At 64.4% G+C, this 22,104-nt stretch carries 15 protein-coding genes and 1 tRNA gene; 5 read left to right on the forward strand and 11 right to left on the reverse strand.

The window, feature by feature from the left end:
- Window positions 1-154 precede the first annotated feature (154 nt).
- From egtB to AC07XS_RS05435, 6 genes are all read right to left on the reverse strand, one after another.
- Window positions 155-2,314 carry an ergothioneine biosynthesis protein EgtB gene (gene egtB / locus AC07XS_RS05410; RefSeq protein WP_182713810.1) on the reverse strand — a complete coding sequence of 720 codons (2,160 nt, stop codon included), beginning with the start codon at window positions 2,312-2,314 and terminating at the stop codon, window positions 155-157.
- Window positions 2,315-2,428: 114 nt separating this feature from the next.
- Window positions 2,429-3,655, reverse strand: coding sequence for an acyl-CoA dehydrogenase family protein (locus tag AC07XS_RS05415; RefSeq protein ID WP_182713811.1), 1,227 nt, complete (start codon window positions 3,653-3,655; stop codon window positions 2,429-2,431).
- A gap of 105 nt (window positions 3,656-3,760) precedes the next feature.
- Window positions 3,761-4,066 (reverse strand): SCP2 sterol-binding domain-containing protein, encoded by a 306-nt coding sequence (locus AC07XS_RS05420; protein WP_182713812.1) that lies wholly within the window; start codon window positions 4,064-4,066, stop codon window positions 3,761-3,763.
- Window positions 4,067-4,340: 274 nt separating this feature from the next.
- A complete protein-coding gene (locus tag AC07XS_RS05425; protein WP_182713813.1) occupies window positions 4,341-4,619 on the reverse strand; it encodes a SemiSWEET transporter in 279 nt (92 codons plus the stop codon).
- Between the two features lie 47 nt (window positions 4,620-4,666).
- Window positions 4,667-6,310 carry an amidase gene (locus tag AC07XS_RS05430; RefSeq protein WP_182713814.1) on the reverse strand — a complete coding sequence of 548 codons (1,644 nt, stop codon included), beginning with the start codon at window positions 6,308-6,310 and terminating at the stop codon, window positions 4,667-4,669.
- A 27-nt stretch (window positions 6,311-6,337) separates the two neighbouring features.
- Entirely contained in the window at window positions 6,338-8,584 is a 2,247-nt protein-coding gene (locus tag AC07XS_RS05435) for a S9 family peptidase (protein WP_182713815.1), read from the reverse strand.
- Between the two features lie 109 nt (window positions 8,585-8,693).
- Here AC07XS_RS05435 and AC07XS_RS05440 point away from each other — a divergent pair, with 109 nt between their 5' ends.
- Window positions 8,694-9,509 carry a ferredoxin--NADP reductase gene (locus AC07XS_RS05440; protein ID WP_182713816.1) on the forward strand — a complete coding sequence of 272 codons (816 nt, stop codon included), beginning with the start codon at window positions 8,694-8,696 and terminating at the stop codon, window positions 9,507-9,509.
- Between the two features lie 40 nt (window positions 9,510-9,549).
- The gene (locus tag AC07XS_RS05445; RefSeq protein WP_152950036.1) at window positions 9,550-9,882 is read left to right on the forward strand and encodes a chorismate mutase; all 333 of its coding nucleotides are present in this window, start codon (window positions 9,550-9,552) and stop codon (window positions 9,880-9,882) included.
- Here AC07XS_RS05445 and AC07XS_RS05450 read toward each other — a convergent pair.
- Window positions 9,879-10,232, reverse strand: coding sequence for an Hpt domain-containing protein (locus AC07XS_RS05450; RefSeq protein ID WP_182713817.1), 354 nt, complete (start codon window positions 10,230-10,232; stop codon window positions 9,879-9,881). The genes AC07XS_RS05445 and AC07XS_RS05450 overlap by 4 nt on opposite strands.
- A complete protein-coding gene (locus tag AC07XS_RS05455; RefSeq protein ID WP_182713818.1) occupies window positions 10,232-11,644 on the reverse strand; it encodes an amino acid permease in 1,413 nt (470 codons plus the stop codon). The genes AC07XS_RS05450 and AC07XS_RS05455 overlap by 1 nt, the downstream gene beginning before the upstream one ends.
- A 156-nt stretch (window positions 11,645-11,800) precedes the next feature.
- Between AC07XS_RS05455 and AC07XS_RS05460 the strand changes: the two genes are divergently transcribed.
- The 3 genes from AC07XS_RS05460 (at window position 11,801) to AC07XS_RS05470 (ending at window position 13,328) form a co-directional block, all read left to right on the forward strand.
- A tRNA-Lys gene (locus tag AC07XS_RS05460) sits at window positions 11,801-11,876 on the forward strand.
- Between the two features lie 501 nt (window positions 11,877-12,377).
- A complete protein-coding gene (locus AC07XS_RS05465; protein ID WP_182713819.1) occupies window positions 12,378-12,938 on the forward strand; it encodes a hypothetical protein in 561 nt (186 codons plus the stop codon).
- Window positions 12,939-13,328: a hypothetical protein gene (locus tag AC07XS_RS05470; RefSeq protein WP_182713820.1), complete on the forward strand. Its 390-nt coding sequence runs from the start codon at window positions 12,939-12,941 to the stop codon at window positions 13,326-13,328.
- A gap of 261 nt (window positions 13,329-13,589) precedes the next feature.
- Here AC07XS_RS05470 and AC07XS_RS05475 read toward each other — a convergent pair whose 3' ends face one another.
- The 3 genes from AC07XS_RS05475 to AC07XS_RS05485 form a co-directional block, all read right to left on the reverse strand.
- Entirely contained in the window at window positions 13,590-14,003 is a 414-nt protein-coding gene (locus tag AC07XS_RS05475) for a hypothetical protein (protein WP_444573039.1), read from the reverse strand.
- Between the two features lie 73 nt (window positions 14,004-14,076).
- Window positions 14,077-14,520: a toxin-activating lysine-acyltransferase gene (locus tag AC07XS_RS05480; RefSeq protein WP_182713822.1), complete on the reverse strand. Its 444-nt coding sequence runs from the start codon at window positions 14,518-14,520 to the stop codon at window positions 14,077-14,079.
- Window positions 14,521-14,541: 21 nt separating this feature from the next.
- Window positions 14,542-21,600: an SPM autocatalytic domain-containing protein gene (locus AC07XS_RS05485; protein WP_182713823.1), complete on the reverse strand. Its 7,059-nt coding sequence runs from the start codon at window positions 21,598-21,600 to the stop codon at window positions 14,542-14,544.
- Window positions 21,601-22,104 lie beyond the last annotated feature (504 nt).

Raw genomic sequence — 22,104 nt, forward strand, 5'->3', positions numbered from 1 at the left:
ACTCGCCCCCATGGCCGTCATCCTCGGCCTTGTGCCGAGGATCCATAGGCTCGGTCTTGCAGGGGGCACGACGCCCGGCGCCGGGATTATGGATCCTCGGCACAAGGCCGAGGATGACGATCTTATCTGTATAGACAGAAAGGAAGTGGCCCCCTCACCCCCGCAGCAAGGCCAGGGCCACGCGGGGTTCGGGCGAAACCTCGAAACCGGCCATGGACCAGCCGGACTCCTTGGCCAGGGCCTCGACCGAATCCGGCGTGAACTTGCGCGAGCTTTCGGTGTGGAGGGTCTCTCCGGCCATGAAGGTGAAGGCCCTGTCGCCGACGCGGGCGGCGGTTTGACGCAGCGCCTGAAGGTGCATTTCCATGCGCGAGTGATCCGGGTTCCAGACGGCGCGGTGGGCGAAGGCGTCCAGGTCGAAATCGGCGTCCAGTTCGGCGTTGGCGCGGACCAGGAGGTTCAGGTTGAAGGCCGCGGTGACGCCCCGGCTGTCGTCATAGGCGGCGACCAGGGTCGCAGGGTCTTTGACCAGATCGACGCCGAGGATGAACAGCGCCCCCTCCCCCAGCATCCGACGCGCCGAGGCCAGGAACCGCACCGCCTCCTCGGGCTCCAGATTGCCGATGGTCGAGCCGGGGAAGAAACCGATGCGCCGGCCCTGCGGCAAATCGTCCGGCAAGGGCGACAGATGTTCGAAATCGCCCAGAACCGGCTGGACCCGCAGGGCCGGATAGTCGGCGGACAGGCGGGCGACGGCGTCCAGCAGGGCCGTCTCGCTGATGTCCAGCGGCACATAGGCGCCGAGGTCGGGCGCGGCGTCCAGCAGGATGCGGGTCTTTTCGCTGGCGCCCGAACCGAACTCGACCAGGACGGCCTCGGGGCCGAAGTCGGCGGTCAGGGCGGCGGCCCGGTCGCGCAGCAGGGCCGTCTCCTGACGGGTCGGATAATATTCCGGCAGGGCCGTGATCTCTTCGAACAGGCGCGAGCCCTCGGCGTCATAGAACCACTTGGGCGGCACGGCCTTCTGGTCGCGGGACAGGCCCTGGACCAGGTCGCGCCGGAAGGCGGCCGTCTGGGCGTCCTCAATGAAACTCGTGCGCCCGCGCGGGGCGTCTTCGGCCAGTCTCAGACCCATGAAGGCCCACCTCTGTTGGGGATAGAAGAAGTTGCGATAGGTGACGCGGGCGTGGCCGGGCGGCGAGGCGAAGGCGCCGCCGCGCAAGACCATCTGATTGGCCATGAACTTGCCGTTGTACTCAGCCGCCGTGCCAGGCGTCGGCTGGAAGCCGGGGTAAGGGGCGTAGGCGCTGGACGTCCACTGCCAGACCTCGCCCGACAGGTTTGAGAAGGCGTCGGGCGCCGTGGTCGCGGCATGCTCCCACTCCGCCTCGGACGGCAGGCGCTTGCCGGCCCAGCGGGCGTAGGCGTCAGCCTCATAGAAGCTGACATGCCGCACCGGGGCGGTCGGATCGACCGGGGCGCGGCCGATCAGGCTCAGGACCGTCCAGTCGTCGCCGTCGCGGCGCCAGTAGAGGGGCGCGGTCCAGGCCTCGGCCTTGACTGTGGCCCAGCCATCGGACAGCCACAGCTCGGGCCGGGCGTAGCCGCCGTCGGCGATGAAGCCCAGCCAGTCGCCGTTGGTCACCAGGTCGGCGGCCAGGGCGAAGGGTTCCAGCCAGACCCGGTGCGACGGCCCCTCATTGTCGAAGGCGAAGCCGGCGCCGCCATGACCGATCGAGACCAGGCCGCCCTCGAAGACGACGGCGCCGCCGCGCGCGGCCTCAGGCGGGGCCTGTCGCGGCTCGACCGCATAGGCGGCCGGGTCCAGCGGCGAACAGGCCATCAGGTTCAGCAGGTCCATCAGGAACAGCTCCTGATGCTGCTGGTCGTGGTGCAGGCCCAGTTCGAACAGATAGCGCTGATGGCCGCTGGACGGCCCCGAGGCCAGCCAGGCGGCCATGCGGCGGTCGATCTCGCGCCGATAGGCCAGGACCTCGTTCACCGAGGGCCGGGTCATCAGGCCGCGCTGGGGCCGGGGCACCCGCTCGCCCAGGGCCTCGTAGTAGGAGTTGAACAGCTGCTGGAAGCGCGGATCGACCGGAGCATAGTCCGGGTCGGCCGACAGGATCATCGCCTCGAAGAACCAGCTGGTGTGGGCCAGGTGCCATTTGCCGGGGCTGCAGTCCGGCATGGACTGGGCCGCCAGATCCTCGGGCGACAGGCCTTCCGCCAGGGCGGGCATGGCGCCCCGGATCGCCCTGAAACGGGTCACGTCGGACGCCGCCCGCGTATCGGGCTCCAAGCGCGCATTCATCTCAGCCGTTCCGTCCCCGCTTGCGACGCCCCGGCTGGCCTCGCGTCGTCCTGTCCGGAAAACGTCAGGCGCCGCCAGGGGTTCCCTCGGAAGCGGACGGCGTGACGCCGTTTCTCAGGCCGAGGGTCTGCCGCCGTGTTTGGCGTACTCCAGCCGGGCGATGGCGCGGTTGTGCACCTCGTCCGGGCCGTCGGCGATCCGCAGGGTGCGCACCGTGGCGTAGAGTTCGGCCAGGGGGGTGTCGGCCGAGACGCCGGCGCCGCCGAAGGCCTGGATGGCGTCGTCAATGACCTGAAGCGCCATGCGCGGGGCTGCGACCTTGATCTGGGCGATCTCGGAGCGGGCGTTCTTGGCCCCCGCCTCGTCCATCATCCAGGCGGCCTTCAGCACCAGCAGGCGACACATCTCGATATTGGTGCGGGCCTCGGCGACCCGCTGCTCCCACACCGAATGTTCGGCCAGCTGTTTTCTGAAGGCGGTGCGGTTCAGAAGGCGGGTCACCATCAGCTCCAGCGCCCGCTCGGCCGCGCCGATCACGCGCATACAGTGGTGGATACGGCCCGGGCCGAGGCGCCCCTGAGCGATCTCGAATCCCCGGCCCTCGCCCGCGATCAGGTTCTCGACCGGCACGCGGACGTTCTCCAGCACCACCTCGGCGTGGCCGATGGGCTTTTCGTCATAGCCGAAGACCGACAGCATCCGCTCGACCCGGAAGCCGGGCGTATCGACGGGGACGATGATCTGGGACTGCTGGGCGTGCGCAGCGGCGTCCGGATCGGTCTTGCCCATGACGATGGTCACGGCGACGTTCGGATGGGCCATGTTGGTCGACCACCATTTGCGGCCGTTGATGACATAGTGATCGCCGTCGCGCTCGATCCGGGTCCGGATATTGGTGGCGTCGGACGAGGCGACCTCGGGCTCGGTCATCAGGAAGGCGGAGCGGATCTCGCCCGCCATCAGCGGCTTCAGCCAGCGGTCCTGCTGGGCCGCGTTTCCGTACATATGGAGCACCTCCATATTGCCGGTGTCGGGGGCGTTGCAGTTGAACACCTCGGCCGTCCACAGGTGGCGGCCCATCATCTCGGCGAGGGGGGCGTATTCCAGGTTCGTCAGGCCGGCGCCCCCGTTCTCTCCGTCATGGCCGCCCGGCAGGAACATGTTCCACAGGCCCGCCTCACGCGCGGCGGCCTTCATGGCCTCCATGACCGGAGGCTGGCGGTTCGGGTTTTCGCGCACCTGGGCGAAATAGTCGGCCTCGCGCGGGATGACCTGTTCGTCGAGAAAACGGCGCACGCGGGCGTGCCAGTCCAGGGCGCGGTCGGAATGTCTGAAGTCCATGTCGTTTCCTCGTTTTTCGGTCGCGCCTCTGACGGACGCTGAAGACGAAAACGGCGCGGCCCCCGAGGGGAGCCGCGCCGCAGACAAGTATTGATCAGCGAGCCATCAGCGCTTCAGCAGCGGGGCCAGCTTCTGGGCGATCATCATGTCGCCGGCGATCTTCAGCTTGCCCTGCATGAAGGCCATCATCGGGTCCAGCTTGCCTTCCGACAGGGCCATGAAGTCGTCCCACTTGATCGAGACGGTGGCGTCGGCGGGCTTGTCTTCGTTGGTGACGGTGTTCGGCACGGAGGCGCCGTCGATGAAGATCTTGCCCTCGTCGCCGAGGTCGAGCTTCACGGTCTTGCCGAGGCCGGAGTTGTCGCCGACGGCGGCGCGGATGTGTTCGGTGACTTGGGCGAGATCAGGCATTGGGGGCGTCTCCCTTGGACGTTGAGGCTCCTGCCGTAGCCCGCATCGCGCGGGGCGCCAAGATCACGTCGGGTAAAGCTCTCGTCACTTGTCCGGTGAAGAGCCCGAATAGAGACTGGCCAGACCAAGGGCGGCCATGAAGAAGACGAAGGCCGCGACGATGGCGGCGACGAAGGGGACGGCGTCATGGGGCATGGGAAATCTCCTCAGCCCCACCCTCGCGCCGCCTCCGCCGCCTCGCCTTGATCCGGATCAAACCTGCAGAATCGGGCCGTCAGGCTTCGGGATCGCCGTCGCGGAACCGCCATTTCATCACCAAAACCCAGGACGCCATGACCAGGGCGCAGGAATTGGCCAAGGTGACGGGCCAGGCCTGGATCATCACCCCATAGACCACCCACAAGGCGAAACAGGTCACGGTCAGGGAATAGGTCCTCAGACTGACGGAGGAGGCGTCCCTCTCCTTCCAGATCTTGAGCGCCTGGGGTGCGAAACTGGTGACGGAACAGACCGCTGCGGCCGAGCCGACGATATTGGCGATCAGGTCGCTCATTCGGGGAGGATCGGCTTTGTCATGAAGGCCCAACAGCGGACCGCCGATCAAGGTTCCTGATGGATGGGCGCGAGCACAGGCGCGACGGCGCGCGTGCTGTTCAACGAGGCTGAAAAGGCCGGCGCGACCCGCTGCGGTCCCAACTGTTCAAAGGCATAGCCGAGCGCGAGCACCCGCGCATCCTGCCACTGGCCGCCGATGAAGCTGAGCCCCACCGGAAGCCCGCCCACCTGCCCCATGGGCACGGTCAGGTGGGGATAGCCCGCCACAGCCGGCAGCGTCGAGGCCGAGCCCAGATAGTGGTCGCCGTTGACGACGTCGGTCATCCAGGCCGGGCCGGTCGTCGGCGCGATCAGGACGGCGACGTCATTGTCCTTCAGCAGTCGATCGATCCCCTCGGCCCCGGCCAGACGCAGCGAGGTCTCGCGCGCGGCCACATAGGCGGAGTCGGACAGGCCGCCGGTCGCCTCGGCGGCTTCGAACAGGTCCTGGTCGAAAAGGGCCAGCTCGCGCGGGGTCGCGCGGTTGAAGGCGATGACGTCGGCCAGGGTGCGCGTCTGAACCTGAGCCGGATCGGTGGTGGCGAGATAGGCGTTCAAGTCCGCCTTCAACTCGGTCAGCAGGACGGTGAATTCCGCGCCGCCGACAGCGTCCATGTCCGGTCCGTCCTTGATCTCGACGAGGACGGCGCCTGCCTGGCGCAACCGCTCCAGATTGGCGTCGAAGACGGCGTCCGTACCGTCGGAATAGCCGGTCAGGAAGCGGGCGACGCCGATGCGAACCCCGCGGAGACTGGCCCCCTCCAGAGCCGCCGCATAGTCGGTCTTGCGGGCGTCGGCCTCGGCCGTCGCCGGATCGGCGGGATCGGTCCCGGCGATGACGGTCAGCACCAGGGCGGCGTCCCGGACGGTCCGGGTCATCGGCCCGGCGGTGTCCTGGCTGTGGCTGATGGGGACGATCCCCGTGCGCGACACCAGGCCGACGGTGGGCTTGAACCCGACCAGGCCGTTCATCGCCGCCGGACAGGTGATCGACCCGTCCGTCTCGGTGCCGATGGCCACGATGGCGAAGCCCGCCGCCACCGCCGCTCCCGAGCCCGAGGATGAGCCGCAGGTGTTGCGGTCGCGGGCGTGGGGATTGCGGGTCAGGCCGCCCACGGCGCTCCAGCCGCTGATGGAGTGGGACGAGCGGATATTGGCCCATTCCGACAGATTGGACTTGCCGATCAGCACCGCCCCCGCCGCGCGCAGCCGGGCCGTGATCGGCGCGTCGCGGTCCGGCTGGTTCGCGGCCAGGGCCAGGGAGCCCGCCGTGGTTGGCATGCCGCGCGCCTCGACATTGTCCTTGATGACCAGGGGCACGCCGTCCAGCGGCAGGGCCTGTCCGGCGAGGCGGCGGGCGTCGGAGGCGCGGGCGTCCTCGGGCGCATCGGGGTTGATCGCGATCAGGCTGTTGATCGCGGGACCGGGCTCGCCGAACCGGCCTTCGACGTCATAGGTGCGAATCTGGCTGAGGAAGAAGCGCGCCATCTGCTCCCAGGAGCCGTAGGGCGTCCGCTCGCGCTGAACCCAGGCGATGTCGGCGTTCGGCGGCGGCGGCGGGGGCGGCGGCGTCTGCGCCGAGGCGAACGGCGCCGCGACGCCGGCCAGGACGACGGCGAACACACCGGCCAAAAGCTTGGTCTTCAACATGTTCGCCCCTGCGCCTTGGTTCAGTCGTCAGTCCGCCGTCTCAGCCCTCTTGCCGATCGTGCGGTCCAGGAAGTCGAGATAGGTCCGCCATTGCTGAAGCTGCCGCGGTTCGCCGCGCACGCCATGCCTTTGGCCCGGATAGAGCATCATCTCGAACGGCGTGCTCTTGGCCTGGAGGGCGTCGATCACGCGGGTGGCGTTGCCGAAGATGACATTGTCGTCGGCCATGCCGTGCAGGATCAGCAGGCGCCCCGTCAGATGATCCAGGCGCGGCAGGACGTCGGTGGCGGCGTAGCCGTCCGGATTGTCCTGGGGCGTGGACATGTAGCGTTCGGTGTAGTGGGTGTCGTACAGGCTCCACTCGGTCGGGGCGGCGCCGGCAAGCGCCGAGGCCAGTCCGGCGTCCGGATCGGTCAGGGTCAGCAGGCTGAGGAAACCGCCGAAGCTCCAGCCCATGACCGCAATGTGGTCGCCATCAACATAAGGCAGGGTTTTCAGCCATTTGGCGGCCAAAGCCTGATCCTCGACCGCAGGAATGCCCAGGCGGCGATAGATGCTGGTCTCAAACGCCTGGGACCGGTCGCCCTCGCCGCGGTTGTCCACGCGGAAGACGATATAGCCGGCCTCGGTCAGCAGCTGGTTGGTCAGGGGCTGCCAGCTCTTCTGCACGCCCGCGCCGGTGCCGGGACCGCCATAGACCTGCATCACCACCGGGTACTTCTTCGACGGATCGAAGTCGGGGGGGGTGGTCATGCGCCAGACCAGGGTTTCCCCATGACTCTGCATCGTGCCGAACTCGGGCGCCCGCAGACGCGAGACGTAGGGCGCGAAGGGGTGATCGGCGTCGAGCCGGTTTTCCTCGATCCAGCGGATTCGCGTGCCGTCGATCCGGTACAGGGCCGACTGGGGCGGGGTGGCGGGATCGGAATAGTTGCCGACATAGGCGGTCGCCGGCCCGTTGACCGAGACGTTCCACCAGCCGCCGGCGGGGGTCACCGCCACCGGATCGACCGTGCGGTTCAGGCTGGCGCGGAACATCTGCTGTTCGATGGGCAGTTCCTTGCCGTCGCGCATGGAGGCAGTGAAATAGACCTCGCCGGTCTGTTCGTTTACCCCGTCCAGATGTTTGACCGGATAGTCGCCGTGCGTGATCGCCCGCAGCTGACGCCCGTTACGGTCGTACAGATACAGGTGGCGCCAGCCGCTGTCCTCGTTCGACCAGATGAAACGGCCGTCCGGCAGGACGTGGAAGTCGTTGTTCAGATCGACCCAGGCTTCGGCCTTCTGACTGAGGATCACGCGCGAGGCGCCGGTGGCCGGATCGACGCTGAGCAGGTCGAGCGTCTTCTGGTCGCGCGACTGACGCTGGACATACAGGGTCTTGCCGTCATGCGACCAATCCACCCGCGCCAGATAGATGTCGGTGTTCGCGCCCAGATCCACCTTGACCCGCGCGCCGCTCTGAAGATCGCGGACATGGAGTTCGACCAGGGCGTTGGGGCGGCCGGCGCGGGGATAGCGCTGCTCGACCATGGTGGCGCCTCCGCCAGTGATCTCGAAGCGCGGCACGACGTCTACCGGGCTTTCGTCGACGCGGGTCAGGGCGATGTAGCGTTCGTCGGGGCTCCACCAGTAGCCGGTGTCGCGATCCATCTCCTCCTGGGCGATGAACTCGGCCGTGGCCCAGGTGATCAGGCCGGCGCCGTCGTCGGTGATCGGCGTCTCCTTGCCCGTGGCCAGATCATAGATGACCAGGTTCTGGTCGCGGACCCAGGAGACATAGTTGCCCTTGGGCGAGACCTTGGCGTCGATCTCGTCGGCCTCGGTCTCGGTCAGGCGGCGCACCTTGCCGTCGGCGCGGCTGGCCAGGAAGATGTCGCCCTCCAGCGGCGCAAGGATGTAGCGGCCCTGCTGGTCCCAGGCGTATTCGACCACGCCGCGGGCGCTGATCCGCATCCGCTCGCGCCGCGCCTTTTCGGCCTCGGACAGTTCGCCCGCATCGGGAACCAGGGCGCGGGCGTCGATCAGCTTGTAGGGTTCGCCCTCGCCCGTGGGGGCCGCCCACAGGTCCTGGACGTCCACATTGTCCTCACGCGAGCGCAGGAAGGCCACCAGCTGGCCGTCGGGCGACAGGCTGACCCCCTTGGCCACCGGGCCGTTCAGGCTGGGGCTGGAGAAGACGCGCTCGGGCGTCAAAATGTTGGAGGGGGTCTCCTGGGCGACCGCTGAACCGGCCGAGAGGAGGATGGTCGAGGCGAGAAGAAGGGTGCGCATGGTCGGCGACGCTAGCGACGCTTCTGCAAGCCGTCACTAGGAAAAGTGGTCGCCGCCCGGAGCGCTTTTTCTTCCCTGCGACCGGTTCTCAGACTAGAGAGGCCGCACCATGACCGACGCCGCCCTCTCCCCCGCCCCTGTGAAAGCCAGTCCGTTCAACGAGCTTGAGGTCCTGTGGGTTCGCCACTGGACCGACAGCCTGTTCAGCTTCGGCGTGAAACGGCCCGAGGACTTCCGATTCCGCTCGGGCGAGTTCGTGATGATCGGCCTGCCCGGCGAAGACGGCGGAAAGCCGATCCTGCGCGCCTATTCCATCGCCAGCCCCTGCTGGGCCGAGGAGCTGGAGTTCTTCTCGATCAAGGTCGCCGACGGCCCCCTGACCTCGCGCCTGCAGAAGATCGTGGCCGGGGACACCGTGCTGATGGGCAAGAAGCCGACCGGCACCCTGGTGCTGGACGCCCTGACCGGCGGCGAGCGGCTGTTCCTGATCGGCACCGGCACGGGTCTGGCGCCCTGGCTGAGCGTGGCGCGCGATCCGGAGACCTATTCCCGCTTCGGCCATGTCTATGTGATCCATACGGTGCGCAACGTCGCCGACTTGGCTTACCGCGACTTCTTCACCCGCGAGGTCCACGACGACCCGCTGATCGGCGAGGAGGCCAGGGCGCAGCTGACCTATTATCCCACGGTCACGCGCGAGGAATTCCAGACGCCCGGCCGGATCACCGACCGGATCAAGTCGGGCGACTTCTTCCGCGACCTGGGCCTGCCCGAAGGCTTCGATCCGGCCAAGGACCGGGTCATGCTGTGCGGCTCCATGGCCATGATCAAGGAGGCCGGCGAACTGCTGGAGACCTACGGCCTGAAGGAAGGCTCGAACGCGGAACCGGCCGACTATGTGCTGGAGCGGGCCTTCGTCGGCTGACGACTTGGCTTGGGCGGTCGGACCGGCTAACCCGACCGCCATGCACCACCCTGCCCTTGTCGCCGTCGATCCTCGCGTCGATCCCGCCGAATGCCAGTCCATGGCCGAGGTCCGCCAGGGCGTCGACGCCCTGGACCGCGCCCTGGTCGCCCTGCTGGCCGAACGCCAGCGCTATATGGAGGCGGCCGCCCGCATCAAGCCCGACCGCGACGCCGTCTTCGACCAGGCCCGGATCGACGACGTGGTGGCCAAGGTGCTGACGGCCGCGCAAGCGCACCACCTGTCGCCCGAGATCGCCGAACCGGTCTGGCGGCTGCTGATCGACCGGTGCATCGCGCACGAGTTCGCGGTCTACGACCGGACTCGAAGCTAGGCCTTAAGCCCCCGCAGCATCAGCTCGTGGCGATAGGCCGCGACGTCGGCCAGCGCGGCGTCCAGGGCGTCGCGCACCCGCTCCAGCGCCGGCGCCGCCAGAGCCTGTTCGACCGTTTCCGCCTGGGCGCAGATCGCCGCCAGATCGCCGGCGCCGATCCCTGCGGCCGCGCCCCGGATGGTGTGGACTCCGTCGCGCCAACCGTCGACCTTGGGGTTCAGCAGGGCGGACCAGAGGGCGGCCTGTTCGAGGAACAGACCCAGCACCTCTTCCGAAATCGCCGCATCACCGCCGGTCATGTCCTCCAGCACGCCGAAATCGACGGCGCCGGTCAGGTCGCGACGGGCCATCAGGCGGCCTCTTCCTCGCCCTTGGCCAGACGGGTGTTCCGCGACGACCAGGCCAGATAGATGAGCACGCCGACCCCGTTCCAGGCGACGAAGCCGATCTGGGTCACCGGCTTCAGGCTGAGGAAGAAGACGACGCAGCCGATCACGGTGACGGCGCCCACCAGGGGCCACAGGGGCGCCTTGAACACGCGGCGTCGGCCCGGCTCGCGAATCCGCAGCACGATCAGGCAGACGCCTACGGCGCAGAAGGCGGCCAGGGTGCCGGCGTTGGCCAGGGAGGCCAGCTCGTCCAGCGGCAGCAGCCCAGCCAGGATCGCCACCACCACAGCCGTAAAGACCGTCACCACCGCCGGAACGCCGCGCGCCGAGACCTTGGCCAGCCGACGCGGCAACAGGCCGTCGCGCGCCATGCCCAGGAAGATGCGGCTCTGGCCGAACAGGAAGGCCAGCAGCACGGTCGGAAGGGCGATCACCGCCGCCGCCGCGATCCACTGGGCCGCCGTCCCCTGCCCCATCTGGCGCAGGATCAGGGCTAGGGGCTCGGGGCTGTCGGCGAAGTCGGAGACCGGCCGGGCGCCGATGGCGGCGGCGGCGACCACCAGATACAGGGCCGTGCAGACCAGCATGGAGCCGATGATGCCGATGGCCAGGTCCCGCTCAGGCTTCTTGGTCTCCTCCGCCGCCGTGGAGATGGCGTCGAAGCCGTAGAAGGCGAAGAAGATGATGGCCGCCGCCGCCATGACCCCCGTCTGGACGAAGGGGGCGCCGAAGCCGTTGGGCATGAAGGGGGTGAAGTTCTCGGGCTTGAAGGCCGGCAGGGCGATGGCGACGAAGACGACCAAGGCGGCGATCTTGATGACCACCAGGACGGCGTTCAGGGTTGCGCTCTCCTTGGTGCCCAGCAGCAGCAGGCCGGTCACCACCCCGATGATGGCGACGGCCGGCAGGTTGATGATTCCCCCGGCGTGCGGCCCCGCCGTCAGGACCGCCGGCAGATCGACACCCAGGCCGGTCAAAAACCCAACCGCATAGCCCGACCAGCCCACCGCCACGGCCGAGACCACCAGGGAATATTCCAGGATCAGGCTCCAACCGACGACCCAGGCGATCATCTCGCCCAGAACGGCGTAGGAATAGGTGTAGGCGCTGCCCGCCGTCGGCATCATGGTCGACAGTTCGGCATAGGCCAGGGCGGCGCAGACGCAGACCAGGCCCGCCAGGCCAAAGCTGATCAATACCGCCGGCCCCGCCAGACCCGCCCCGACCCCGATCAGGGTCAGAATGCCGGTGCCGACGATGGCGCCCACGCCCAGGGCCAGCAGATGCGGCCAGCTGAGCGTCGGTTTCAGCCGCGGCCCGTCGTGCGGCGCCGTCATGACATCGATCGAACGACGCCGGTTCCAAAAGGCCATGATGCTCACTCCCCCACCGTCTTTGCGGCTGATTCGGCCGAGACCATGCCCGTCAAAGAAAGTTTGCGAAAGCGCTTGCCAAGCCCGGAACGGGTGGGTAGTAGGAGCGCCCTTCGGCGAGGCGCTCGTCTTCGCCGAAGTCGCGACGATCGGTGTGGGTGATTAGCTCAGTCGGTAGAGCAGCTGACTCTTAATCAGCGGGTCCACAGTTCGAACCTGTGATCACCCACCATCGTCTTGCTACTGAAATTTAAGTGGTTTTCGCTTCCGCTCTGGCGGAACAGATGGCGAATGAAGCCCGCCATTTTGCAGTTCATTTTGCAATTTCGTTCTCGTTTCGAGCTTCTCGATGGCTGAGACAGCGAGACGATAATCGCGGTTCAAGTAGTTGGAATCGAGAATGGCGCCGACGTCTCGTAGGCTGTGACCGGTGATGGTCGCGATCTCGGGTACGGAGCAACCGGCGAGCGCCAAGCGCGTCACCGCCGTCCCCCTGAGGTCGTGAAAGGTCAGATCGGAGATCCCCGCCTTATAGCTGCCAACCCCGCGTAGGCTTCACAGCCTCGTGCCTCATCCAGGCGAGCAAGGGGCTCCTTAGGGGCTAGCCTATGTCAACAAAACGTGCGGTTAGCGCAACTTTCCGGATACCCGGCGGTCGATGCGGGTAATCGCCAGTGGCAGAAGCCAGTCTTTCGGACTATCCTCGGTTGATCGGCGGGGGGGGAGAACATGAATGGTCGAAGTTGCTGCCTCTCTGGAACTGTCAGCCGAAGACGAACAGACGCTTGCTGCGATTTTGGGGTGCGATCGTGCTGCGTTGGCGGATGAACTCAGTGGATACGCGAGTGCCGCTCTACGTGAGTATGCTGAGATGTTTCTTGGCCGAGGCGTCTTCACTCGCGGGAGCGACCTTCTGGAGTTCCGCCTCCGACTTTTGACGGAACATGCATTTGACGGGTCTCTCCCGGATGAGGCCCGCGTCTCGCGGCTGTTCCAGACCTCTGCCCAAGCCAGCCGCGGCATGCTTCGAGCCCTGCTGGCAAAGTTCCAGTATCAACTGCAAGAGGCCGTATCCGGCTCCGTCCGCGCACTCCTACAGACGGCACAGCAGGAAGAAGATGGTGCGGACTTCACGCTCTCCATCAACAGCATCAATCTTGTCGAGCTGCTGAACCAGCGGCTTGCGATCCGCGACGGTTCACAACGTCGCGTCCGCAAACAGAAGGACAGCGTATCGATTTACGAAATCGCCCCCGCATCGTACGCCATCCTCTGCGCCGAGTTCGGGGTCTAGATGGAAGCACTGCTTTCGGCCTCAAGCCTCATCCTGGCGGCTCTCGCAGCGCTCGTAGCTTTGTGGTCGGGTGAAGTTCAGCAGGCCCTAGCTCTGAAAATACCCGCCCAAAAAGCCAACGCCAAACTGCCCCTCAAAACTGTCCGTGCTGCGTTTTGGACGAAGGTCCTTCCCCTCACCTGCTTTGTCATCGCATCGATCGCGATCTTTGTGCCCGATCTCGTTTCGGTAGTGAGCGAGACTGTACGCCACACCTCTGATCCTCGATACAAATATGACGCTATCAAAGCCGCATTCGCCCTCACCGTGCTCGCTCAGATTGCTATCGGCATATACCTGGTCGGCCAACTTGTGCGGCTTAGCGGTATTCTCGCCAAACGGCGAACGTAGCGCGTCAGGCTGCAGCACAACTGACGATTTCAAGTCCGCCGCTCAGTGCGATTTTCCGAATGTGCACTGAACGACGGACACGCGCCAGGAGCAGACGTTGGCCTGCTGCCCGAATCCAGATGGTTAAGCCGTTGAACCGTGATCGGCAGGTCAAACTTCGCTGCTGTATTTCGGAAAATCTCACTGTTCGAGACGTTGACAGTGATAAACCTGCTTATTGGTCGGCGAGAGATCAGGATCGACGACTTCGGCGAGCTTTCCTCATTTTCGGACCACCCGCGCCCAATGCGTCGCGCGCATTCTTGATTCATCCGCAGAACCGCAAACAATCGTATTCATCGCAAGCCCGTGAGACAGAAGCGTCAGACACTGATCGACTGCCTGCCACTGCACGGGCGAGATGGTTTGGACCGGTACGTTGATGATGCTCACTCGCGACGGCGACCCGTTGAAGGCGGCCGTGTACTGGGTGATGGGCATGACGCGCCGGTTGGCCAGCGCCTGATCTCGCCAGCGGCCTGCAGCCACGATATCCGGCGTCCGACCATGCAAGCCGTACATAGACACGATCGACATCGCCAGCTGCGCCTGTCCGTCGCCGCTGTTGGCGCGCGCTTCCACAGCGTCAGGATCCTCTGACAGCGCCATGTCGAGCGGCGCCAACTGTTCCGACAAGGGGACGGCCGTGACCAAGCTTTGGCAGGCGGCCAAGGCTGTGGCTGCCGTCAGCCAAACGGTGGCCCAAGCTCTAGTTGAGCGTCGATGGTTCGGCGGCTTCATAGACTTTCACCACACGTTGGCCGTCCGGCGTCGTCGTATGGAAGCTAAACGGCTTGCCGCCGAAGACGGTCTTGGAGAGGTCGGCGAGGATTTCGTCCTGAGCGCCAAAGGGGGCGACCAACTCAATGAGCCACGGCCGATCCCCGCCTTGCCATTCGTCGGCGCGAAGCTTGTTCGCTCCAGCCTTCAATCGCTCCTCGGTGTCCTCGGACACCATGGCCCAAAGCGCCACGGCCGCCGGGCTGTTGGGGCCGTAGAAGATGCGGAACTGCTCGACCAATATGGCCGGCATGGCGAACCATTCCAGATCGCCGATGAACAACTGCTTGTGGATCGGCGACTGGGTCATCAGCCAGGTGATCTCACCCAGCATCTGAGCAACGGTTTTCGGGGCGGGGTTGGTGTCGGTCATACAGCTACTCGAACAGAAGGCTTAGGCTTGGATACGCGACGGCCCGGCGAACCGCCAGCGGTTGTCAGATGCAACGCCGGTCATGGCGTCCGCATCGACTTCACCCGAACGTTTCCAGATCGCCGAGCTTCCTCCTCCGTTCTTCGGACCGAACGCAGCCAGCGCCTGGACAAGTTGCTGGTGCTGCGACGCCGACGAGGGGCGACCTCCTCCTTCGATCTCGGGAGCCTGATCAAAGGTTGCGAAGGGCGTCAGCATCGGCAGGCCCTCTGGCGACACGACAGCGGATCGCCACCACTCGTGACCCTGTGCAACCGACGCCCGGCTGAACTCCGCTGGCGCCCAGACATCATCAGCATCCGATACAGCGCTCAACAGGTTGGCCGCTTCGTCCACGTCAAAGAGTTGGCCATAGTTCGACGGTCGCCCGTCCACGCCAACGGCGTCGATCCGTTCCTCCGCGCCGATCCAAGCACTCGAAACAGAAGAGGCGGCGAAGGTGCGCTGCCCCTCGGACTGATCGTTTACCGGGACCATCGCAGCGGTCGGGTCTTCGATCTCCGGGCGACCAAAGGCCTGGCCAAATGCCCCGCGACCCTCGGACTGCTGCAGCACTTCGAGCGTCGCCCGAACACGCGCGTCGGTGTCATTGATCGTCCCGCCATTGGAGACAATACCGTTCAGGACGTCAGACCAACGGACTTCGTCATCCGCGTAAAGACCGTCGTGGTCGCTGAAATCGACGGAGATGTCGACGCTCTGATCGCTGTCATCCAGCGCATGGTCGGCAACGAACCCTGCTCCCCAGTCTGCATCGTCGCGAAGCACCGCCATGTCCTGGCGATCCAATCCGAAGCTCGACCGGGGGCTGACCGGATCAGTTGGAGCGCCCAACACCGCCCGAGCCGCCGCGGCGACGGTCGGGTTGGACGCCAAACGACCCAGTTCGCCCGTAGCCGATCCATCGCCCCAGGCCGCCCGGACCTGCTCGGCGGACAGACCCAGTTCGTTGAGCAGACGACGCGCGAGTTGGACGTCGTAGGCCGTTCCCTTCTCTCCGGAGGCCCAGGTGAACGACAGGGTGTTGTGCACGAAGCTGTCGCGCGTCGTGGCGGCGGTGTTGCCGGTCGCTACGCCCTTCAGATCGATCTCGGTGATCCCGACCTGTTCAAGCGTGCGAAGTTCCTGTTCGGTCGAGCGACCGTTCTGGTTGCGATCGACCCACATCTTCAGGTTCGACCACCCCGCGTCCAGAGCGTTCAGCTTGCCGTCGCCATTGGTGTCCCAAGCCTGCAGACCTTCCAGATCCGTCTTGGCGCCTTCGCGATCCTGGACGAACGAGATTTCCGCCAGATTGTTGATCTGACCGTCGCCGTTTCGGTCGTAGGCCAGGATGCCGTTGGTCGGACCGACCCAAGAGGTGCGGGCGTACTGTCCGGAAGCCAGGCGAGACACCACGTTCGAGGACTCGACTCCGGTCAACTCAAGACCCTCTCCGCCCAGGTCGAAGACGATCGGCATGACGCCGCCGTTGTAGGTATTCTGAACTGTCCAGTTGAGATCGAGCTTGCGAAGGTCGATCCAGGTTCCGCCCGCGTTGATGAATTCCACGGTACTGAAAGAGGCTCCGCCGCCGTAGGCGTCCTCCCACTTCACGCCGCCGTTCACCACCCGGACATAGTCGGCGACCTGATGCGCCTCCAGATTGGGCGAAGCGGCGTCGCGGATACCGATATAGAGGTCGTTGCCGACCACCTTGTAGATCACATCGTCAGCGGCGACGTTCGGACCGAAGACGAGGACGTCCTCACCGCCAGTGTCATTGATCGTGTCGCGGCCGGATCCGCGCTCGAAGGCGAACTGGTCGTCGCCGGCCGAGGTGTAGATCGTATCATCGCCGGCGCCGCCGATGATGATGTTGCCGTGGTCTTCCCACTGGCCGGGCTGCATGCCGTAGATGGTGTCGTTGCCACCAAAGCTCGCAATGAAATCGCCCAGTGTCCGGATGCCGCTGATGGTTTCACCCCAGGCCGAACCGCCACGATAGATCTCGAATTGCGAGACATCGAGCTGTCCCGAGCCGTTCATGTCGATCGTCTTGATGCGGTTGTCGTCGGCTGACGCCAGCTTGCCCTGGTTCACGCTCGGGATATTGCCGTTGATGCGCACCGAGTCCGTGGCGGTGTAGTAGATCGTCAGATGGCCTCCGGCTCCATCCTGGGCGGAGAAGGTGAGCTGGTTGAAACCGATCCCGGCTCCGAACGATACGACGTTTCCACCGACGTTGTTGTCATTGATCGTGTCAGCGCCGTCGCCCACGTTGAAGTAGTAGGTATCGCCGCCGCCGCCGCCTGCGAGCGTATCATTGCCCTTGCCGCCGGTGATGTAGTCGTCGGTTTCCGTCATGGCGATGTAATCGTCGCCAGCTGTTCCGATGATGTGCTCAACGCCGACCAGGCTGTGCGCGCCAGCCGTCCCGTCAACGGCGCGCCATTCCGCCACGCCGCCCATGACATTCAGGCCGATACGAGTCGAGGTGACCGTCTCATAATAGACGGGTTCATCGACCCATACGTTTTGCTGCTGCCAATCGTCCCACTCCCAGTGACCGCCGCCCATCTGAACCTGATAGGTCGAGGTTCCCGTCACAAAGCCTTCGGAATAGTCGACGGTGTCGAGACCCTCGCCGCCGTCATAGGTGTCAGAGCCCTTGGTCGCGACAATCCAATCGTCGCCAGCCAAGCCTTCAATCCGATTGCCTTGGGCGTCGCCCTTCAACTCGTCGGCGAAGCGTGAGCCTCGGATGTTTTGGATGTTGTGGAACTTGTCGCCCGTGGCGTGCCCGCCGAATGCTTCACCAACCGTGTAATCGACGTACACACCGGCATTCGAGCTTTCGTAAGAGGCCGTATCATTGCCGCCGCCACCGCCGGTGAGATAGTCGGCGCCTGCGCCGCCTTCCAGGATGTCAGCGCCGTCATGCCCGTCGAGGAAGTCGTCGCCGTCGCCGCCCTTGAGGACGTTGTTCTCGGCATCGCCCCAGAGGTAGTCGTTGAACTTGCTGCCCGTGACGTTTTCGACGCCCTTGATCCAGTCCCCCATGATGTATTTGGCGTCGGCCCAATAGGCGTCGCCATTATTCCAGCTGGACGGATGGTTGCCCAGATAGACGACCACGCCGTTGATCCCGCCGACGGGCATGGCGCTCGTATTCGTCGCCCAGGGCCAGAAGTTGACGTCGAGATTGTGGGTGTAGGGTGTCGTAAACCGCTCATAGGAAACGGTGTCCGAGCCTGCGCCTGCATCGACAAAGTCCATTTTGGACCAGTCGTGGTTGCCGCTGGCTTCAAGCCCCGACGTATAGCCGTCCTGCTCCATCAGGAAGGTGTCGTCGCCATCCTCGCCGAAGCCGGCGTCCCGTCCGCCGACGAGCACGAAGGTGTCGTCGCCCGTTCCGCCCCACATGCCGCTGTTGGGATTGCCGTCCCAGGGGTTGTCGTCATCTGCGCCGCCCCAGAGATAGTCGTCGCCGGCGCCGCCGATCAGCCGGTCCCGGCCCTGACGCCCCAGCAGCACGTCATTGCCGTCGCCGCCCTCGATGGTGTCGTCGCCCTCGCCGCCATCGATCCAGTCCCAGCCCGCCGCGCCGGCCAGATAGTCGCCGTAGCGACTGCCGACCACGATGTCGTCGCCGCCGGTGACCGTGACGGTGACTTCTTCCTGGTACTGATACCCCTCGTAGTCAGTCCGCCATTCCAGCTGTGTGGTCTGGCTCCAATCGCTCCAACTGATCGCAGCCGTGCGCTGGGAGAAGTCAAGGAAGTCGCGGCCCGCCGTATTGCCCTCGGTCAGCTTAGTGTAGCCGATCTTCGCTAGGTCATCGATGCGGATGGCGTTGCCGTCCGCCTCCCAGTCGATGGCGGCGCCGCCGACCTGTCGCGTAACGGGCTGGGTGAAGAAGGCGTAAGGGTCATTCTCGCCGTTATTGGACCAAAGCCGCAAGCCCATCCGGCGATAGGCCGTGCCGGGAGGCGCCGTTACCTGGCCGCTGATCGTATCGAAGTTGGCCAAATCTCCGTGCCAGCCGCCATAGGTGCGGGCCGCGCCGTCAATGTAGTACCATCCCAGCAAGTTCTGGTTGGCATCGTAGAACTCAGCGAACAATTGCGCTGTGCCGCGATGCTGCGCGGCCTTTACGCTGAACTCGTAGGTCGCGCCGGCGGCCGAGGCGATCAGCTCGGAGCGCACGTCCAGAATAGCCCCGGCCGTTGTCGCGCCGTTCATTCGCGACCAGAAGACATCGTTGCCCGAGCCCGACCAGCCGCCGTTCAGATTGACGCCATGCTCGGCCGAAGGCGCCTGCCAAGTCGCCATCTGCCAACCCGCAGAATTCTGCGCCCAGTGCGGGTTCAGCAGATCATTGCCCAGCGGCTTGTCCAGCGCCTGGGGCAGGATGGAGAAGACGCCGTCCTGGACGGTAGGCCCCTTCACCGACAGGGTCATGCCGCCCAGAAGGTCCGTGACCCGCACGTTCTCCATGTAGGCGCCGTAGCTTTCCAGACCCATGCTGGTCAGGAAGCCCTGAAGGCCGCCGTTGAAGTCGGCGCTGTTCCACTGGTCCAGCTTCAGTTCGTTGATGCGCTGAAGGGTGATGATCCAGGGGTTGGCGATGGCCTGGTCTTCCAGGGCCGAGATGATCTTGTCGATCGTCGCCTTGTTGGCGTCGTAGAAACCGCGCTCATTCCCATCCAGAGCATCCAGCCCCTGGGTGTGCGCCTTGTCGATCACGGCCTTGTGGGCGGCGTAGTAGTCCTTCTCGCCTTGGTTCAGGCTGTTGTAGGCGCCGGTGATGTAGCCGTTGATGAGCTCGCGGTTCTCTGCATAGATGCGGTAGTCGGAGGCGATCTGCAGGTCGCCCAGCAGGGCCGTCAGGTCCGTCGCGGCCGAATTGGCCAGCGCCCGCTTGGCGAAGATGTCGCCGCCGATGATCTGGGTCTGTTTGATCGACCACATGACGCCCTTGGACACAGCGTCGTCGGCCGAGGCCACGTTCTGCTGCGACGCACTGGGACTGCCCAGCTTCACCCAGAGTTGGCCGCCGGTATGACCGTAGAAGCTCTGAAGACCGGCGTCCGAGGCGATGTATTTGCCGTTCCGCCACAGCCCATTGCCCCAGCTGGTCGCCTCATAGGGCATGTCGCCGGCGAGAACGGTCAGGAAGCCATTCAGCGTATCGCGCGCCGACTCCGCCATATTGCGAACGAGTTGGAGGCTGCCTCCGTTGGACGCTGTCGCCGCCCCCAACTCGAACTGGTCGGAGGTGTAGTCCAGATAGACTTCGGCGTTCGCGGTCGGCGTCTTTGGCTTCTTCCGTCCAAAAAGATTGCCTATCAATGCGCCGATTACGAAACCGGCAAAGGCACCGATCCCAGGCAGTAAGAGGCCTCCAATTGCCGAGCCGATCTTGTTGCCAAACAGCTGCGAGGCGACCGCCACCGCCGAATGGGTGATCGCGGTAGAGAAGCTACCAATTACACCAATGCCTTTGAGAGCCAATAGACTTCCGACCGCTGAGCCTACGGACGACAACACCGCGCCAGCCTGGGTCGTGGGATTGACCACCATGGAGCCCAGCTTTGCCCCAAGGAACGAACCCACAGCACCTGCGAGAGCCGACGGCAGGTTGGTAAGGGCGTTCACTCCCTCGCCCGCAATCCCGCCGAGGCCTCTACCGATCTCTTGGGTGCTGATGCCGAGGAACGCGAAGTTCGATCCCTGAGTGAGCAGATTTCCAATAACGTGCGACGTCACCGTGGAGCCGACAGTCGTAAACAGCTCCGCGCCAAAACCCTCGAGGCCCAAGGCTTCTCCGAGTTCCATCGTGAGCCAGCTGCTGACCGTGCCAACGGCAGCGGCGCCCGCCTGGACCGCAACTTCATGCCCGAAAGTGCCAAGAGCCTCGTGCACACTGTCACCAATGACGAGGTCCGATACATTGCCGGTAGAGATAGCCACACCTAGCCGCTGTCCGATTACCCCTAGCAGAGAGGAATAGAGCACCCCCTCGACCCGCCCCTTCGCTAAAGCGCTCCCGAGCGAGGATCCGACGGTTCGCCCAATGGCGCCAGCAGTGTAAGCCTCTTCAAGGTAGTCGACTTCAACGTCTTGAGGACGTGCGACCGAACCATCAGCTGGGAGATCCGCAAGCTTCGATGATGCCTGCAACACTGCCCGGCCGGACCTTACATTGACGTCGTAGCCGTATGGAACGTTGACCGAAATCCCGTTCTCTACGGCTCGAATCCCATCGGGGCCGACGACCAGCGCGTTTCCATTACCGTATGGAATCTGTAAGTTGTCTGGGAACGGCATACCAGCGTCGACATAAAACCCTTTTGGAAGGTCGATGCCGCTGTGGTATTTTCCATTCTTATAGTACTGAAGCCTAAAAGCCTGATTAAATTCAGGAGAACTTCGATCTCTATTAATAAAGAACCTGACTATCGTACCGTCCGGCAAAGGTTGCGTCTGGATGACCAGAACTTCAACGTCGCGAAGCCGCACGCCAGTCGACATCGATTCGTAACGTCCCCTCAGCTCCGGCAGACCGCTTATCTCAACGCCAGTATCAACAGTTGAGAGTATCGCGCCCACGACGTCGGGGGCATATTTGACAACGCGTTTCGTGATGCCGAGAGCGGGGATAATCATCCCGGCGACATCAGTCGACGCAATCGCGAGTTTTAATCCGACGCCGGTGAGTTTTTCATTGGCCTGAGAAGATCCATATCCGTAGTTATATCCGGCATCTATATATTCATTCAGTGAAGACGCCAGTTCGGCCATACTTATGGCCAACCCAACGACATTCGTCGCCTCAGTAAATATTTTGGCGGCCAAAGAACTACTGGAAAGATCCGTCAATACCGCGCCGAACGCCGCCACGTCGCCAGTCAAGGCTATGGCCGCGAGCTGTAGCTTGGCGTCGGCCTGGACCCGCTGTGGCGTTCCAGGGGTGGTCCGGTTGCGAGCCTGAAGCGCCAGTCCCAGCCCGGTCATGGACGCGCCCAGCTTGGCCAAGCTGCTCTGCGTTTTTACGAAGGCGTCATAAGTACTATTCACCGCGCACCCCTCAAGCTAGTCTGGATTTCCGACGTACAAGGAACGATATAAAAATCACAGTCACTGTAACAGACGATAGGGCGGCCATTATAAACAACATTCGCCTTTGAGACATCGATATCATGCTGTCCGTATCTTCGCTAGATACAAGAACTCTTCCGTCACGTTTCGCGGATCTTAATATATAGACCTCCGGCTCTCCAGCACGTTCTGCAACGTAGTACGTAATATCTAGTAGGTCACCGCTCTGCACTCCTAGGTTCACCAGCCGCCGCACGCAAAAATCACTGCCATGACTGTAACTACAGTTAAGTCGCGCCCATTCATTATCGATGCGGGCAAAGGCAAAGTAGGTGCTACCATTTTTCTGAATGTTTATAGTTGAATGCACCTGATCTGATGCCATGGATTGAGGATCATGCAGCCGAAACAAGTTAGAGAGCCTGCTGCCAGCCAGAAAAA

Source organism: Brevundimonas sp. GW456-12-10-14-LB3 (genome assembly GCF_059424365.1).